The sequence below is a fragment of the Cytobacillus kochii genome (assembly GCF_020171845.1).
In the GTDB taxonomy this organism is placed as follows: Bacteria; Bacillota; Bacilli; order Bacillales; family Cytobacillaceae; genus Cytobacillus; species Cytobacillus kochii.
This window is the reverse complement of the sequence record NZ_JAIVAM010000003.1, coordinates 50,069-65,123: the sequence shown is the minus strand read 5'-3', so window position 1 is coordinate 65,123 and position 15,055 is coordinate 50,069. Positions and strand designations below refer to the sequence as shown.

The window sequence follows — 15,055 nt, the reverse complement described above, 5'->3', positions numbered from 1 at the left end:
GTTATACTAATATAACGATATTGGCAACAATTATATTCTATTTTGAGTTAAAAATTTAATTAGGTTGTCTAAATATCTCCTCAACCTTATTTTTCAATCATATATAAAAAAAAGAACTGCCGATTAATAGTATCCGACAGTTCTTCTATGTTTATAAGACACTCGCATGGCCGTTATAAATGACACCTCTTTGTGAGTCTACTGTAATGTCTTGACCGTCCTTAATTAATTTTGTAGCCATATCTAAACCGACAATAACCGGAATACCAAGGTTTAAACCAATTACAGCACCATGGCTCGTTAGACCACCTTCTTCAGTAATTAAAGCACTACATTTTTCAATAGCTGGGACCATTTCACGATCAGACCCAATTGTTACGAGTATTGAGCCTTCTGTAACCTTTTCCATCGCTTCTTTCGCATTGCGGGCAATAACTGCTTTACCAAATGCTGACTTTCTGCCAATTCCTTGAGCTTTTGCAATGATATCGCCAACTACATGAATTTTCATTAAGTTTGTTGTTCCTGCTTCTCCAACCGGAACTCCAGCTGTTATAACAACAAGATCCCCCGAATGAACGATTCCTGTTTGTAGACTTTCTTCTACAGCTATATCTAGCATATCATCGGTTGTCTTAGCCTTTTGGCCAACTTGCGAATATACTCCCCATACAAGTGATAAGCGACGAGAAACGTATTCATGTGAAGTGACAGCTACGATTGGATTCACCGGTCTGAATTTAGCAATCATTCTAGCTGTATGTCCACTCTCTGTAGGTGTGATAATGGCGCTGACTCCTAAGTTTAGTGCTGTATGTGCAACAGATTGGCCGATGGCATCGGTCACATTATGTTTATTATTTTTACTTCTTTGAGATAAAATTTCTCTATGATTTAAGGCTGTTTCTGCACGAGAAGCGATATTATGCATCGTTTTAACTGCTTCTACAGGGTAAGAACCCGCTGCTGTTTCACCTGATAACATGATTGCATCCGTACCATCAAAAATGGCATTAGCAACATCACTTGCTTCCGCACGAGTTGGGCGAGGGTTTCTTTGCATGGAATCTAACATTTGTGTTGCTGTAATAACCGGCTTTCCAAGTTCGTTGCATTTTTTAATTAATTGCTTTTGTACAAGCGGTACTTCCTCCGCTGGAATTTCAACACCTAAATCTCCACGCGCTACCATTAAACCATCTGACACTTCTAGAATACCTTCAATATTATCTACGCCTTCTTGGTTTTCGATTTTGGGGATAATATGAATATATTCTGCATTATTTTCTTCTAGTAATTGACGAATTTCTAAAACGTCTGATGGTCGTCTCACAAAGGAAGCGGCAATAAAGTCAACTTCTTGCTCAATTCCAAAAAGAATATCCTTGGCATCCTTTTCTGTGATGCCAGGGAGGTTAACTGAAACACCTGGTACATTCACACCTTTTTTATTCTTTAACGTACCGCTATTTAAGATTTTCGCATGAATTTCTTCTTTCTCTTTATTGATAGCATCGACTTCCAAAGCAATCAACCCATCATCTAAAAGAATACTAGAGCCAATGTGAACATCATCAATGAGGCCACTATATGTAACAGAGAATTTGTCTGTTGTCCCTTCCACTTCATTCATACTCACAATGATATTGTTACCCGCTTCTAATTCAATCGCACCGTCTTTCATATCATTTGTACGTATTTCCGGACCTTTTGTATCTAATAAAATTGCAACTGTCTTTCCAGTTTGCTTGGATGCTTCGCGGATATTAGCAATTCGCTCACCATGTTCTGCAAAATTCCCGTGTGAAAAATTTAATCTTGCTACATTCATGCCAGCATTTATTAATTCAATAATTTTTTCAATACTTTCACTAGCTGGTCCAATTGTACAAACAATTTTCGTTTTACGCATATTAATATATACCTCCTAATTATGTACGCTTAAATTGAAAGCTCTCTTGATAACTCGTATAGGTCTAAATCTAACCTATTATGTTGACTTAAGACATCACGCAAGCTATTTGCTACGACTTGGTTATTATTCAAACCAACTGCTTGTCCACCTTTTTCTTTGGCAAGTAATTCCACTGCATGAGCACCTAAACGACTAGCTAAAACACGATCAAATGCCGTTGGAGATCCGCCTCGTTGGATATGACCAAGAACAGACACCCTCGTTTCAAGTGAGGTTGCGCTCTCAACTTGTTTTGCGAATTCTATACCACTACAAACACCTTCAGCCACAATGATAATACTATGCCTTTTTCCTCTATCAAGTCCACTTTTGAGTTTTGTTGCAATTTCATCTATATCGTAATTTACTTCAGGAATAAGAATGGTTTCTGCTCCACCAGCTAAGCCTGCCCATAAGGCAATATCTCCTGCATCTCTACCCATTACTTCTATAATAAAGGTTCTTTCGTGTGAGCTCGCTGTATCCCTGATTTTATCTATGGCATCAATGACTGTATTTAATGCTGTATCAAATCCAATAGTATATTGTGTACCTGCAATGTCATTATCAATCGTTCCTGGTACACCTACACATGGAAAACCTGCTTCAGTGAGGGCAAGCGCTCCTCGATAAGATCCGTCTCCGCCAATCACAACTAGACCTTCTATTTGATGTGCCTTTAAGTTCTCTATTCCCTTTTGTCTTCCTTCTTCTGTTTTAAACTCTTCACATCTTGCAGAATAAAGAATCGTACCGCCACGATGAATAATATCACCAACAGATCCTAATTCTAGCTTTTCTATATTACCATGAATTAGACCAGTATAACCGCCATAAATACCATATACCTCGATCCCATCATGAATGGCTTTTCTAACAACTGCACGAACGGCCGCATTCATTCCAGGTGAATCTCCTCCACTCGTTAATACACCAATTCTTTTCATCTTCTCTATCACCTCTATTATGGGAAAACAATTTGTATTCTATTAATATGAACGAACCTAGGGGAAAGGGAAAAGAGGACCTACAAAAGGTTAATAAGCTTCTTCTACTGTTAAAATAGCACGAAAAAATAAACATCACAATTATAATTTATTAAGTTTCGTTAAAGAATTGTTACTAAAAGCATATTCAAGCCAAATATGAACAAAGGTATACATTCTATTATGAAGCATATCAGAGTATAAATTACTTTATAGTTGCTCTCGTTTGGTACAAATTATTATATTCTTTTTTAAATAACGTGAATAATAGGAAAAACGTGCAGTTCGCACGTTTTTATTTTACCCCAATATAATCTCTTAAAAACGAATATTTCCCAATTGATTTATATTTCTCATAACGATGATCTACTAATTGCTTTTCATCTAGTTGAGATAAATCTTTTAATGATTGATAAAGAATATCTTCAATTGCTAGTGCTTGCTGCTCAACATCCTTATGAGCTCCACCTTTTACTTCAGGTATGATTTCATCGATAACTCCAAGCTCCTTTAAATCTGGAGCAGTAATACGCATCGACTCAGCTGCTGTTTGCGCTTTCGCCGCATCTTTCCAAAGAATAGAAGCTGCTCCCTCTGGTGAAATAACAGAGTAAGTAGCATTTTCTAGCATATGAATATAGTTACCAATGCCCAACGCCAAAGCGCCGCCACTTCCCCCTTCTCCAATTACTATACACACAACCGGTACTTTCAAACTAGCCATTTCAAAAAGGTTTTTAGCTATCGCTTCACTTTGCCCTCTTTCTTCAGCTGCCTTGCCTGGGTAAGCACCTTTCGTATCTATAAAACAAACAATTGGTCGGCGAAACTTTTCCGCTTGCTTCATTAAACGCAACGCTTTTCGATAACCTTCAGGATGCGGCATACCGAAGTTTCTACGGATATTTTCTTTTGTATCTTTTCCACGTTGATGGCCGATCACTGTAACAGGATGTCCTCTAAACTTAGCAATCCCACTAACAATCGCTTCATCATCTCCGAATACACGATCGCCATGACATTCAAAAAAGTCATCAAACAAATACTCTATATAATCTAATGTAGTAGGACGATTAGGATGACGAGCAATTTGCACTCGATCCCATGGTCCTAGATTTTCATATATATCTTTTTCTAACTTGGCTAATCTTGTCTCGAGCTTATTAATTTCAGATCCTAAATCAACATCTGCTGTCTTCGTAAATTCTTTTAATTCAGCTATTCTTTTTCTTAGTTCAATAATCGGTTTTTCAAACGTTAATTCAGTTACCATTTAAGCTCACCTCCTGGCTGATGAATGGAAAGAATGTTAGCAATCTCCTCTCGCAGCTTAGAACGATGAATAACGGCATCAAGCTGCCCATGCTTCAATAAGAATTCTGCTGTTTGGAAGTCCTCTGGCAACTCTTCACGAATTGTCTGTTCAATAATACGACGCCCGGCAAAACCAATTAACGCTTTTGGCTCAGCAAAATTAAAATCTCCTAATGAAGCGAAACTAGCAGAAACACCACCAGTAGTCGGGTGTGTCATTATCGAGATAATTAAGCCACCATTATCACTGAATCGCTTAAGCGCCACACTCGTCTTCGCCATCTGCATCAAACTCAATACACCTTCTTGCATTCTTGCACCACCAGAAGCAGTAAAGATAATGAATGGCACTTTCAATTCATCCGCCTTTTCGATTGCCCTTGTGATTTTCTCTCCGACCACAGAGCCCATGCTTCCCATTCTAAAAGTCGAATCCATTACGGCCAGAACAATTTGAAAACCATCCAATTCTCCAATCCCTGTCATTACCGCTTCATTCATGCCTGTTTTCTTACGGTCTTTTTCAACTTTTTCAAGGTAATCTGGAAAAGCAAGCGGGTTTTCTGATATCATTTCACGATCTAGCTCTTGAAATGTCCCCTTATCTAGAAAGCTCTCAAAACGTTCTGCTGCGTTCATTGGGTGATGATGACCACAATTAATACATACCTTCATGTTTTTCATTAGTTCTTTCGTATACATTATCTTCTTACATTCAGGGCATTTAGTCATGATTCCTTCTGGGACATCTTGCTTCGCTGCCTCAGAAGGAATAGTTGCATATTTTTTCTTCTTTGATTTTGTAAAGATGTCTTTTAGCAAGGTGAAACCTCCTTGTAATTACAAAGTAAATAACAAAAGTGAAATTTACCTTTCCTACTTTAGTAATCATTACCAATTCCCTAGGTGGCCAGACCACTTAGAAAAAAAACAATTGCCTATCGACGTAAGTGCGAGAATATAGCTTGTCTCATCACTATACAATAATAGGCTTAAAAAAGATGGAAAACATTGTCGTTAAATGCTCGACAAATTTCTTATTAAACAATATTGAATTTTTGCTGTTTGTTCATCTTTCTCTATCATCGCATCTATTAATGACAGATAGGTTTTTTGATCAACAATCGCTGAACCAAAGTCTAACGAATTATAATAATCGGTTAAAATCGTCCAGAGACGCTTAAATAAATGGTTATCTGCTATGAGAACGATGCGATAAAAAAATTCATTCTCTTGAAACACCTCAGAAGTGACCCAATTTCTAAAAGCTTCAAGTTCTTTTGGCGTTGCTTTTCTCATCGCTAACCATATACAATCCCATTCTACCAAATATTTCGTTTCTTTAATATCAGTTTTTGCTTGTTTGTCTTGCAGAATAAATGTACTCAGTAATTGTACCAGATTATGACCGCGAAAATCTTTAATAAAGGTTCCTTCGCCTCTTCTCGTCTCTATTAAACCTAGTAGCTCTAACGCACGAAAAGCTTCACGAACGGAAGAACGCCCAACATTTAGGCGTTCTGACATTTCACGTTCTGAAGGTAGTTTATCACCTGTTTGATAACCTTCTTCTTGAATAATATTTCGCAGCTGTTTCACGATTTCTATATATAATTTCGTTGAATTGTCCAGCGAACTCACCGCCTATCGTTATTTATCTTTTCCGATAGCTGCAAGCTGTGCTGTTCTTTGCTTCACTTCTTCTGGGTCAACTTTAATTCTAGCTACGCCAGTTTCCATAGCTGATTTAGCTACTGCAGATGCTACTGCTGGTGCCACTCGTGGGTCAAATGGAGCTGGAATGACATAATCAGAATGTAAGTCTTCTTCAGCAATCAATTCAGCAATTGCTTCAACCGCAGCAATTTTCATATGCTCATTAATATGAGTTGCACGAACATCTAAAGCACCCCTAAAGATTCCTGGGAAGGCAAGAACATTATTTACTTGGTTAGGGAAATCTGAACGACCTGTACCAACAACAAGCGCTCCAGCAGCTTTTGCTTCTTCTGGCATGATTTCTGGTGTTGGATTAGCCATAGCAAAAATGATTGCCTTGTCGTTCATTGATTGTACCATATCAGCTGTCAGAGCACCCGCCACTGATACACCAATAAATACATCTGCATCTTTAATTGCATCTGTTAAACTGCCTTTAACTTGGTTACGATTTGTGAACCGGGCAACTTCACTCTTAATATCATTCATCCCGTTTGGACGCCCTTCATAGATAGCACCCTTTGTATCACACATAATAATATCTCTTACACCATAACGGTATAGTAATTTAATAATAGCAATACCTGCTGCACCAGCACCGTTTGCAACCACTTTTATCTCGCTCATCTTTTTACCAGCAAGTTTAAGGGCATTGACGAGTCCAGCAACAGTTACAATGGCCGTGCCGTGTTGATCATCATGGAACACTGGTATATTTGTCTCTTTTTTCAAACGTTCTTCAATATAGAAGCAATTCGGTGCTGCAATATCCTCTAAGTTCACACCGCCAAAAGTCGGCTCCATTAACTTCACCGTATCAACGATTTTATCAATATCATTGGTATTCAAGCAAATAGGAAAAGCATCAACACCTGCAAAACTTTTAAATAACACAGCTTTCCCTTCCATTACTGGTAATGCTGCTTCTGGTCCGATATTGCCAAGTCCAAGAACGGCTGTTCCATCAGAAACCACAGCTACCATATTGCCTTTCATTGTATAATCATAAACTGTTTCTGGTTTATCATAAATTTCTTTACATGGCTCTGCAACGCCGGGAGAATAAGCTAAGCTTAACTCTTTCGCATTTGTAACAGCTACTTTTGATTTAGATTCTAATTTACCTTTATGAACCTTATGCATATTTAATGCTTCATCTCTTAATGACATGACCTACACCCCTTAGTGCTTTCTTATAATTCTTCACAAACCCAACATACTAGCTGTCTCTTCTTTTCTTAATATGTAAAATTTGTCTCTCTTATTCTTCATTACATATATCAAGAATGTGGCAAAAACAACTAAATACCTAGGACGTTACAAAATAGCAGTCGACCTCACAATAAACATATACTAGAAAAATGATTCAGTATTCATTAATAAGAATTGCTTCCGTACTAGAGAACAATTTCCCTATAAATAAGGAAATGAAAGCAGCACTTAAAACAAATTCTTTAAAAATCAACTTCATGGTGGTCTGACCAGTTTATGATAACAATATAACATATCTGAAAAACTTGTAAAGGCTAACGCTTAAAAACAATATTCTCTCCTCCGAATAATTCTTTTAAGCGTTCAGTCAATTTTTCGCTGTATGATACAAATTCATCTTGACTAAGTTTGATGGATCTACGATCATTTTCATAGAATAAAACGACAGGTGATTTCCCTACTTCATATTGTAAAATCTCTTTTAACAATGTTAATTTCTCATCTGATTCATTCTCTTTCGTAATCTTAATGTAAAGGGTAGGTGGCTTAGATTCTTCCTTTTCAATCACTTCTTCTACATTTTCAACACTTCTAATAATCCATTGTTTCTTTCCATTCCTTACCTCTATTTCACCTTTCATAAAGACAATATCGCCAGCTTGCATGATAGAAGAATACTTATTATAGATTTTCGGAAAAGCGACTGCTTCCATATCTCCAGTTTGATCACTAAGAAGTAAAAATGCCATCGCTTCTCCTTTTTTCGTCCTAATTTTCTTCATTTCTGAGATATACACAACTGATTGAACAATCGCTTTTCTCTCTTGACTCTCAATGTATTGTAGCGTTTGAGATTTTAACAGTGAAAAAAATGATTCATAGGTTGTTACCGGATGTGCAGAAAGATATAACCCTAAAGCCGCCTTTTCGTTAGCAAGTTTATCTAATAAGGGGATCTCTTCAACAGTTGCGTATTTTGGTTTAGGGAAAAATTCCTCTTCACTAAACATATCAAATTGATCATCATCTGGCTGAACTAAATCGGCATGCTCTAAGGCAATATCTAAGCTAGCAAGTAGTGTCGCTCGGTCCTCACCAAACTCATCAAAACTCCCGGAATGAACTAGCATTTCAAGCATTCGCCTATTGAATACTTTCCCTGACATACGGATACAAAAATCAAATAAATCTTGGAATGATCTACCTGCTCTCACTCGAACAATTTCCTTCCAAGCATTTACCCCGATCGTCTTCACTGCCGCTAAACTATAGCGAATTCCTTGATTTTCCACCTGAAAAGAAAAGATACTTTTATTAATGGAAGGAGGTAAGATCGCAATCCCCAATTGCTTCGCCTCATTTACATATTGGGCTACTTTCGCATCATTACCAATAGCTGAAGTTAACAATGCCGCCATGAAATGGAGCGGATAATGGGCTTTTAAATAGGCAAGTTGATAAGAAATCATACTATAGGCTACTGCATGACTTCTATTAAATCCGTAATTAGCAAACTTGACGATGTAATTATATATTTGATTGGCAGTTTCTTCTGTATATCCTTGGTTAATCGCACCCTGCACAAAATGTGCTCTTTCTTTATTCAGAACTTCTTCTTGCTTTTTACTTACGGCCCTTCTTAATAAGTCCGCTTCCCCTAGTGAAAATCCTGCCATCTTTGCTGCAATCTGCATAATTTGCTCTTGGTAAACAATGACACCATAAGTCGGCTTCAATATATCTTCTAAATCTTGATGAGGATAGGTGATTTCCTCCTCACCATGCTTTCTCGCTATAAATAACGGAATATTTTCCATCGGGCCTGGGCGATATAATGCATTGACTGCAACAATATCCTCAAAAGTAGTCGGCTGCAGTTTTTTTAATACATTTCTCATCCCACTTGATTCTAACTGAAAAATTCCTGTTGTTTCTCCCCTAGATAGTAATTGATAAGCTTTTTGGTCCTGAAGTGGCACTTCTTTTATGGGAATAAGTTTCCCTGTTTTCTTTTTGATAGACTGTAAAATATTTTCAATAAGTGACAAATTACGCAAACCAAGAAAATCCATTTTTAATAGGCCACGATCTTCCAAGTGCTCCATTGAAAATTGTGTTAGAAAAACATCTCCATGTCCCCCGGTAATTGGTACCACTTGAACAAGTGGGCGCTCACTTATGATAACGCCAGCAGCATGTGTAGAAGTATGTCTAGGCAATCCTTCTAGCTTTAGTGCTGTATTAAATAATCTTTTATATAACGATGATTGATTAATCAATGTTTGCAAGGAATGTGACTCTTGCCAAGCTGATTTTAAGGTAATACCTAGTCGACTAGGTACCGCACGAGATAGCTGATCTAGTTCCTTTGAGTTTAAGCCAAATGCCCTACCCACATCTCTAAGTGCCGCCTTAGCTGCTAATGTTCCAAACGTAATGATTTGCGCGACATGTTGCTGACCATACTTGCTGGCCACATACTGGATTACCTCATCTCTGCGATGGTCAGGAAAATCAATATCAATATCAGGCATAGAAATCCGCTCAGGGTTCAAAAACCGTTCAAAAAGCAAATTGTAACGAATCGGATCAACATCTGTTATATAAAGCACATAAGCTACAATTGAGCCGGCTGCTGACCCACGTCCAGGTCCAGTGAATATTTTTTCCCTTCTGCAAAACTGCATAAAATCAGCAACAATTAAAAAATAATCACTAAAATTCATTTTCTTCAAAATAGAAAGCTCATATAAAAGGCGATTCCTGGCTTTCTCATTTCCATCAGGATATCTCTCACCCCACCCTTCCATACAGAGCTGCTCTAATTGTTGATCGGCTGTCATATGGCCATCAGTGGGGAATTTCGGCAAGCTTTTTATTCCAAGGTCCATCTCCACATCACATTCACTGGCAATCATATTCGTCTTTACAATGGCCTCTTCCTCTTCTACAAAAAGGTCAACCATTTCTTTCACACGTTTTAAAGAATATTGATCAGATTGTAATCTTTCCCAACTCTCGTCTTCTAATTTTTCTCCATTGCGTATAGCAAGTGCACATTGTTGAGCAAAGGCATCTTCTTTATTTAAATAATGAACTGCATTTGTCACAACTAGAGATATATCACTTTGCTCTGATAAACCCTTCAGCAACGGCAATAATTTCTCTTCCTCTGTTAGCCCATGTCTTTGCATAGAAAGATAAAAGTCACCTGAAAAAATCTCTTTATACATACGAGCATATTTTTCAGCATCCATAAAGCGGTCTTCTAACAAGTAATTCTCAATTACGCCTTCTAAACCAGGTGTTAAAGCAATTAATCCATTTGAGTAAGCCCTCAACCACTTGAGCGGGAGCCCGCCTTCTGCTGCCGTTTGCAGGCTACTCGTTATTTTGAGTAAGTTTTGATAACCTTGGTTATTTTTCGCTAGTAATACTATTGGGTTCGTCCCTTCTTCTTGTTCCTTTTCAATATCGACAGTCAACCCAATAATAGGTTTAATATTATTCTTTTTACATTCATTATAAAACTGTGCTGTCCCGTACATTACATTTCTATCTGTAAGGGCAATTGCTGGATACCCTTTTACTTTGGCATCTGCTACGAGTTGTTCAACACTAGCTGTGCTCATTAGTAAACTATAGGCACTATATACTTGCAAGTGAATAAAAGACAACTTTCTCACACCCTCATTTTTCTTCTTCTTTTATTATAGAACGTTTGTTTCTTAATGAAAACTCTCATTGTACAATCGCATATGAATTCATTTAAGAATAAACATAATTTCTGATGTTCGTCCATATGATGGAATAGAGAGAATTCATCACTAAAAGGCGGTTATGTAAATGAATGAGCAACCCTTCTTTTCTTCTCTTTTAGAAAGTTACTTTATTGCTCTTGGTGTTTTGATTGGCGGTTCAATCATCGGTGGCATTGCCGCGTTTTTCACAGGAAAACCTCCCTTAACAGAAATTTTCAATTTATCTAATTCTATTAGAATTTGGGCAATTATCGCTGCTATTGGAGGTACTTTTGATACGGTTTATAGTTTTGAGCGTGGAGTCCTTGATGGGCAAACGAAAGATATTATCAAACAATGTCTCTTAATTCTATCAGCTTTTGGTGGGGCTCAAACAGGCGCTCAAATCATCATATGGCTAACTCAGGAGCATTTACCTAAATGAGAATTCCCCCTTATTATCGCAGACCTTCTTGGCAACGTTTTTTTGCTGGAATGGCTATCGGAGGCGTATTAAGTTGGTGTGTTTTCGTTTACATTTTTGGTGAATGGCAAGAGCGTTATAGTTTAGAAATCCACACACAGGAAGCTGAAATTAAGGAACTAGAAAATGAAAAGGAGATATGGCAGAAGGAATTTAAAAAATTAAATAAAGAAAACGAAGAATTATTAACTGTCCAAGAGATCGTTGTTAAAATCGACCAATCTGCACTCAAGAAATATAATTTAGACGAATACAGTCTCTATCAAACGGAGGATGCGATCAAAGAAGATATCAGTATTTTAATGGCGCGAGATATAAAAAGCGTCGGACAAAGTATCGAACTCGTAAAACGCATTATTGTGAATAAAACCCACCCCATTAATGGGAAGCGCTACCGAGCTGATATTCAATCCATTATTATAGATACAACACTCGTATTGGAGGTTGAGCTGTTATTAAATTAATTGCCCAACCTCTTTTAATGATTAAATGGTCCATGATTCACATAAATCATTTAAGTCGGAAATCACTCTTTCAGCTTCATCCCAGCTATATATAGATGCACCTGCTGCAAATGGATGTCCCCCACCTTTATAGCATCGAGCTAGTTGATTAATGATCGGACCTTTCGACCTAAAGCGCACTCTTATTTGATCTTCTTCTTCTATAAAAAACACCCATGCCTTCAATTCTTTAACATGGCCGAGCTCACCGACTAGAACCGAAGCCTCAGCAGGTGTAGCATCGTATTTTTGCAATAAACTACTGTCCATTTTCACCACCGCCGCTCCGCTATCAAGCATATGAAAATGTTGTAAAATATATCCTTGGAGCTTAATTAGATTGGGTGCTAATTCATACATTCTATCGAAAAGCTCTGTCCTTGAGAACTGATATTTAATTAGTTCTCCTGCATAAGCAAAGGTTTTATTCGTAGTACTTGGATAGATAAACCGTCCTGTATCCCCGACAATGCCAGCGAAAATCAGCCTTGCTGCCTCATCTGTCATTATTAAACCATCCTTTTGACCATTTAGAAAAAACTCATAAATCATTTCACTTACAGAGCTCGCCTCAGTATCTACCCAAAGCAAATCTCCATACGGATCCATATTAGGATGGTGGTCAATCTTTATTAATAGATCACCCTTTGTATAACGTTGATCACTAATGCGCTCCGTATTGGCAGTATCACAAACAATCACTAAAGCTCCTTCGTAGACGTCATTACTTATCTTGTCCATTTTACGCAAATAAAGCAGGGTTTCGTCCTCTTGCCCCACTGTATATACTTGTTTCTGCGGAAAAGAAGCTTTTATTATTTCTGCCAACCCTCCTTGCGACCCGTAGGCATCTGGATCTGGGCGAATATGACGATGGATAATGATTTTGTCATACTTTTTGATCGCGGACAGAATTTTATTCTTCATTGTATACTCCTCTCAAATAACACACAAGAAAGAAAAGCATCTTGCAATTATAATAATTATTCTCTCTCTTCTAGCAATTTCCTCTTATAGAAGTTAAAATAAAGACATATGTTCATTTATGGAGGTTTGTACATGCTTGTACTTGCAGTTTTTATTGCACTATCTTTTGCTTTGTACGTATTCTATAAAGTGAAATACGTACGTTCTAGACGTCCTGCAGAAAAAGAATGGATTTCAGCTAAATCACGTATGGCGCTAGGTGCCTTTATATTCTTTTTCGGTGTCAACCAACTATTTCTTTATAGCGGTACGATCACGTATGTCATCTCTGCTCTTTTTATCATTATTGGCGGAATCAGTATTTGGGCTGGTATGAAAGCCTATAAATATTTTCTTCCTCGTGCGATTGAAGAATCAGAATGGATTAAATCGAACCAAAACTAAAACCTTACAATTTCACCTGTGGTGGCTTCAATTGTAAGGTAGTAAGTAAATTCGGTCTAGTTGATGTTTTACTAACTATTAGAAGATGTATCCATCAACTAGCCGATTTGTGCTTATCTTTCTGTTAATTGACACATCATCATCGCTTTTCCAACCAATACCCCGCCATTGAAGACTTCTACATCTACTTTCCCAAACTTTCTCCCAACATCAAGCACTCTTGGAAAAATATCAAGCATACTCTCAATTTGAACTGGTTTTAAAAAGTATATGGTCATATTTTCAACTACAAGGTCACCTTTTTTGTACATTCTTAAAACGCGATTAGCAGCTTCTGTCACTATCGTAGTGAAAACACCGTATGAGATGGAACCAATATGGTTCGTCATTTGCGGTGTAACTTCACAGCGATACATCGCTTCATTCTTCGTTTTTCCATTCGCTAATACCAACTGGTTTGTCACCGTATCATCAATTGTTTCACCAACTTGTGGTTGCCGTTGAATGACTTGAAGCGCTTTTAACACATCCTGCCGACTAATGATTCCCTCTAACTTATGCGATTGATCAACAACTGGGAGGAGTTCAATTCCTTCCCAAACCATCATATGTGAAGAAGAAGCCACACTTGTTTTACCACCAACTGTCATCGGGTTTTTCGTCATGACCTTTTCAATAGGTGTATCTGTATTATGGCCCATAATATCTTTGGAAGTAACCATTCCTTGAACCTTCATATGTTGATCAACAACCGGGAAGCGACTATGACTCGTCTCTCGATTATGCTTTAAATATTCCTCAATCGTATCTGTTGTTTGCAAGCTAATCGTTTGAGTAACAGGTGTAAGTACGTCTTCTACTAAAACAATTTCTTTCTTAATTAACTGATCATATATTGCTCGGTTAATCATCGTTGCTACTGTAAAAGTATCGTAGCTTGTTGAAATCACCGGTAACTCTAATTCGTCAGCAATCCGCTTCACGTCTTCTTCCGTATCAAAACCACCTGTAATAAGAACGGCTGCTCCAGCTTTTAACGCTAGTTCATGGGCATTCGTACGGTTTCCAACGATTAATAAGTTTCCGGCACCAGTATATCTCATCATTGCTTCTAACTTCATCGCACCGATCACAAACTTATTCAATGTTTTATGGAGTCCTGCTCGTCCTCCTAGCACTTGTCCATCAACGATATTGACAACTTCTGCGTAAGTAAGCTTTTCAAAGTTTTCTTTCTTCTTTCTTTCTATTCTAATTGTACCGACTCTTTCAATCGTACTCACATACCCTTTATTTTCAGCATCTTTAATGGCACGGTAAGCTGTCCCTTCACTCACCGATAGTGCCTTTGCAATTTGTCTAACGGAAATTTTTTCTCCGACTGGTAACTCATCAATATAATGTAAAATCTGTTCATGCTTTGTAGCCAAGACATCACCCTCTATTTTCATCCTTCATAGCCTTATTATAGAATGAAAAGTTGTGATGTTCAACGAACGAGCAATATTATTCATAAGACCTCATTCGTTTGCGGTTAGATGTAACCACTTTTCGCCTTGTCCTTACATTTACCTTTGATTTCGGCTCATATAATAAGGCTGTCAAATTTCCGGCAATAACTATCAATGCAAATGCTAACCAAGTAATGGTAAAAACACCCTCAAGACCACTGCTATAAACATCTAATCGAGGGACTGCGTAAAAGAGCATAGCACCTGCAAGCAATAAACAAATAATATAACGATATCTCCTCATCTCATCCTCTCCTCTCA

At 37.7% G+C, this 15,055-nt stretch carries 13 protein-coding genes; 3 read left to right on the top strand and 10 right to left on the bottom strand.

Annotation, left to right across the window (positions count from 1 at the left end; genetic code table 11):
* Nucleotides 1–151: 151 nt before the first annotated feature.
* The 7 genes from pyk to dnaE form a co-directional block, all read right to left on the bottom strand.
* A complete protein-coding gene (gene pyk / locus LCM23_RS03805; RefSeq protein WP_224935778.1) occupies nt 152–1,912 on the bottom strand; it encodes a pyruvate kinase in 1,761 nt (586 codons plus the stop codon).
* A gap of 29 nt (nt 1,913–1,941) precedes the next feature.
* A complete protein-coding gene (gene pfkA / locus LCM23_RS03800) occupies nt 1,942–2,901 on the bottom strand; it encodes a 6-phosphofructokinase (RefSeq protein ID WP_095372304.1) in 960 nt (319 codons plus the stop codon).
* Nucleotides 2,902–3,235: 334 nt separating this feature from the next.
* Nucleotides 3,236–4,213, bottom strand: coding sequence for an acetyl-CoA carboxylase carboxyl transferase subunit alpha (accA, locus tag LCM23_RS03795; protein WP_224935777.1), 978 nt, complete (start codon nt 4,211–4,213; stop codon nt 3,236–3,238).
* Entirely contained in the window at nt 4,207–5,076 is an 870-nt protein-coding gene (accD, locus tag LCM23_RS03790) for an acetyl-CoA carboxylase, carboxyltransferase subunit beta (protein WP_095372302.1), read from the bottom strand. The genes accA and accD overlap by 7 nt, the downstream gene beginning before the upstream one ends.
* 195 nt (nt 5,077–5,271) lie before the next feature.
* Nucleotides 5,272–5,895: a FadR/GntR family transcriptional regulator gene (locus tag LCM23_RS03785; protein WP_224935776.1), complete on the bottom strand. Its 624-nt coding sequence runs from the start codon at nt 5,893–5,895 to the stop codon at nt 5,272–5,274.
* A 9-nt stretch (nt 5,896–5,904) separates the two neighbouring features.
* Nucleotides 5,905–7,143, bottom strand: coding sequence for an NAD(P)-dependent malic enzyme (locus LCM23_RS03780; protein ID WP_224935775.1), 1,239 nt, complete (start codon nt 7,141–7,143; stop codon nt 5,905–5,907).
* 356 nt (nt 7,144–7,499) lie between these two features.
* The gene (gene dnaE, locus LCM23_RS03775) at nt 7,500–10,871 is read right to left on the bottom strand and encodes a DNA polymerase III subunit alpha (protein WP_318247524.1); all 3,372 of its coding nucleotides are present in this window, start codon (nt 10,869–10,871) and stop codon (nt 7,500–7,502) included.
* A 160-nt stretch (nt 10,872–11,031) separates the two neighbouring features.
* Between dnaE and LCM23_RS03770 the strand changes: the two genes are divergently transcribed.
* Nucleotides 11,032–11,370 (top strand): YtrH family sporulation protein, encoded by a 339-nt coding sequence (locus LCM23_RS03770; RefSeq protein WP_095372298.1) that lies wholly within the window; start codon nt 11,032–11,034, stop codon nt 11,368–11,370.
* Nucleotides 11,367–11,873, top strand: coding sequence for a sporulation membrane protein YtrI (ytrI, locus tag LCM23_RS03765; RefSeq protein ID WP_095372297.1), 507 nt, complete (start codon nt 11,367–11,369; stop codon nt 11,871–11,873). Before LCM23_RS03770 ends, ytrI begins: the two co-directional genes overlap by 4 nt.
* Nucleotides 11,874–11,894: 21 nt before the next feature.
* Here ytrI and LCM23_RS03760 read toward each other — a convergent pair whose 3' ends face one another.
* Nucleotides 11,895–12,839: a DHH family phosphoesterase gene (locus tag LCM23_RS03760; protein ID WP_224935773.1), complete on the bottom strand. Its 945-nt coding sequence runs from the start codon at nt 12,837–12,839 to the stop codon at nt 11,895–11,897.
* Between the two features lie 132 nt (nt 12,840–12,971).
* Here LCM23_RS03760 and LCM23_RS03755 point away from each other — a divergent pair, with 132 nt between their 5' ends.
* A complete protein-coding gene (locus LCM23_RS03755) occupies nt 12,972–13,283 on the top strand; it encodes a YtpI family protein (protein ID WP_095372295.1) in 312 nt (103 codons plus the stop codon).
* Between the two features lie 113 nt (nt 13,284–13,396).
* Here LCM23_RS03755 and LCM23_RS03750 read toward each other — a convergent pair whose 3' ends face one another.
* Both LCM23_RS03750 and LCM23_RS03745 read right to left on the bottom strand, forming a co-directional pair.
* Entirely contained in the window at nt 13,397–14,713 is a 1,317-nt protein-coding gene (locus LCM23_RS03750) for a CBS domain-containing protein (protein WP_224935772.1), read from the bottom strand.
* Nucleotides 14,714–14,789: 76 nt separating this feature from the next.
* Nucleotides 14,790–15,038 carry a hypothetical protein gene (locus LCM23_RS03745; protein ID WP_224935771.1) on the bottom strand — a complete coding sequence of 83 codons (249 nt, stop codon included), beginning with the start codon at nt 15,036–15,038 and terminating at the stop codon, nt 14,790–14,792.
* Nucleotides 15,039–15,055: the final 17 nt, after the last annotated feature.

Excerpts from the sequence above, each read along its gene's own strand:
- LCM23_RS03780 (WP_224935775.1), bottom strand. The coding sequence starts at position 7,143 with ATGTCATTAAGAGATGAAGCATTAAATATGCATAAGGTTCATAAAGGT.
- LCM23_RS03755 (WP_095372295.1), top strand. The coding sequence starts at position 12,972 with ATGCTTGTACTTGCAGTTTTTATTGCACTATCTTTTGCTTTGTACGTA.
- LCM23_RS03745 (WP_224935771.1), bottom strand. The coding sequence starts at position 15,038 with ATGAGGAGATATCGTTATATTATTTGTTTATTGCTTGCAGGTGCTATG.
- ytrI (WP_095372297.1), top strand. The coding sequence starts at position 11,367 with ATGAGAATTCCCCCTTATTATCGCAGACCTTCTTGGCAACGTTTTTTT.
- pfkA (WP_095372304.1), bottom strand. The coding sequence starts at position 2,901 with ATGAAAAGAATTGGTGTATTAACGAGTGGAGGAGATTCACCTGGAATG.
- pyk (WP_224935778.1), bottom strand. The coding sequence starts at position 1,912 with ATGCGTAAAACGAAAATTGTTTGTACAATTGGACCAGCTAGTGAAAGT.
- LCM23_RS03760 (WP_224935773.1), bottom strand. The coding sequence starts at position 12,839 with ATGAAGAATAAAATTCTGTCCGCGATCAAAAAGTATGACAAAATCATT.
- LCM23_RS03770 (WP_095372298.1), top strand. The coding sequence starts at position 11,032 with ATGAATGAGCAACCCTTCTTTTCTTCTCTTTTAGAAAGTTACTTTATT.
- accA (WP_224935777.1), bottom strand. The coding sequence starts at position 4,213 with ATGGTAACTGAATTAACGTTTGAAAAACCGATTATTGAACTAAGAAAA.